The sequence below is a fragment of the Methyloceanibacter sp. genome (assembly GCF_051306395.1).
Taxonomy (GTDB): Bacteria; Pseudomonadota; Alphaproteobacteria; order Rhizobiales; family Methyloligellaceae; genus Methyloceanibacter.
The window spans coordinates 1-2014 of record NZ_JBPPND010000264.1 but is presented as its reverse complement, the minus strand read 5'-3'; the positions used below and the strand labels follow the sequence as shown (position 1 = coordinate 2014).

The window sequence follows — 2014 nt, the reverse complement described above, 5'->3', positions numbered from 1 at the left end:
CTGGGCGCGTGGAGTTTGGGATCGTCCTCGCGGTGATGTCACGGCGCCTTCGATTCATCCTGGATCGTAGTGAGCACTTGTTTCACAATCTTGAGGGTGTAGGCATTCAATAGCCGCGAAGCGGCGTAGGGAATGAACGTCCGGGCACATAGGTAACAGTTTTACCCAATCACATAGGTAACAGTTTAGCAGCCCGTGTCTAAAAACCACTTTGCCATAGAAGTGTTTCGCCGTAAAATCAGGCATGGCGATGGGAACGCGGCGATCCAGACAGAAGCAGGAAGAGTTGTTCTATGCCAGCGAGCGAGCGGAGGCGCCGGGGCATCCGTTTTACCAGCGGTTGAACGGCGTGCTGGACGAAGCGGGCTTCGATGCGTTTTGCGAGCAGTGCTGCCGCCCGTTCTATCACCAGAAACTGGGGCGGCCGTCGCTGGCGCCGGGGGTGTACTTCCGGCTGCTGTTGATCGGATTCTTCGAGGGAATCAACAGTGAGCGCGGCATCGCATGGCGGGTGGCCGACAGTTTGAGCCTACGGCAGTTTTTGAACTACGGGCTCAACGAAGCCACGCCCGATCACGTGACGATCTCGCGGACGCGGCGGCTGCTGGATGAAGCGACGCATCAGGCGGTGTTCCGGTTTGTGTTGACGGAAGTGGCGCGGCGCGGATTGCTGAAAGGCAAGACCATCGGCATCGACGCGACGACGCTGGAGGCCAACGCGGCGATGCGTTCGATCGTGCGGCGCGACACCAGCGAGAGTTACATGCAGTATCTGCGGCGTCTGGCGGCGGAGGCAGGCATCGATGCCAGCGATGACGAGGCGGTGCGGCGCATGGATCGCAAGCGGAAGAAGAAGACGTCGAACGAACAGTGGGTGAATCCGCACGATCCGGAAGCCGAAGTGACGAAGATGAAAGACGGCACAACGCACTTGGCCTACAAGGCCGAGCAGGCGGTGGATCTGGAGACGGGCGCGATCGTGGCGATCACCACGCATGGCGGCGCGGCGGGCGACAGCGAATCGGTGCAGGAAACCTTACCGGCGGCGGGCGAGGCGGTGGCCGAACAGATCGCGACGCCGACCGCGCAAGGCAAGCACAAGGTGCACGAACAAGGGCTGCGCGAAGTGGTGACCGACAAGGGATATCACGGCGGCGCGGGTTTGGCGGCGATGAGCGAGATGGGCGTGCGGACTTACGTTGCGGTGCCCCAGCAGCCACGGCGCAACTGGGAAGGCAAACGGGAGCAGCAAGCGGCGGTGTACGCCAACCGGCGGCGCGTGAAAGGCGCGCGGGGCAAGAGTTTGTTGCGGCGGCGCGGCGAGTTGCTGGAACGCCCCTTCGCGCATCAGTATGAGACCGGTGCGCTGCGGAGACTGCATGTGCGTGGTCGCGGCAACGTCGCCAAGCGGGTGTTGTTGCAAGCGGCGGCGTTCAACCTAGCGCTGATTCTGCGAACGCTGACCCGAGCCGGAACGCCGCGAGGGCTGGCGGACCTGAAAAGGACGCTATTTTGCGCCTTGTGGCGCGTCCTGGCGGCTCTTTCGGCAAAGTCTGCGCCATGTTCCGGACTGGATGAAAGTTCACCGCTCAGAGCTCACTTTTCCGAGAGACTGCGGCCCCATCCGCCAAGGTTGCGCCCGCGCCAAAAAACGGGGTTCTGACACGGGCTGCTAGCATGCCATTACTGCTGCGCCACCTGCTCCTGCCGCTCCCGCTCTTTCTTGCGCTCCGTGATCAAACGGGCGTCTTCGGCTGTCTGCGTTGACTGGCGCGCTACTGCGACGACCTCTTTATTCTTCGCCTTAGCGGCGTACTTCGCCTCGGCTTGCTCCAACAGTTGCGCGGCTTCGAGATAGCTGCTTGCCGCGTGTTGGTCGGCGCCCTGCGACTTGGCGATCTGCACCGCGTTACGCGCTTGATACACCTCGAGCAACGCTTCGTAGCGGCCGGACCTCAGTTTCTCGCCCGCCGGCTGTATGGCGTCTGCCTGCGTCTTGTCGTAGTTGTAGGTG

The 2014-nt window shown here is 62.3% G+C and carries 2 protein-coding genes; one reads left to right on the top strand and one right to left on the bottom strand.

Annotated features, from left to right (window positions below; genetic code table 11):
• Positions 1 to 244 precede the first annotated feature (244 nt).
• Positions 245 to 1663 carry a transposase gene (locus tag ACSLE4_RS14295; RefSeq protein WP_435905099.1) on the top strand — a complete coding sequence of 473 codons (1419 nt, stop codon included), beginning with the start codon at positions 245 to 247 and terminating at the stop codon, positions 1661 to 1663.
• Between the two features lie 20 nt (positions 1664 to 1683).
• Here the strand turns inward: ACSLE4_RS14295 and ACSLE4_RS14290 are convergent.
• A partial coding sequence (locus tag ACSLE4_RS14290) for a hypothetical protein (protein ID WP_435905098.1) occupies positions 1684 to 2014 on the bottom strand: 331 nt, incomplete at its 5' end.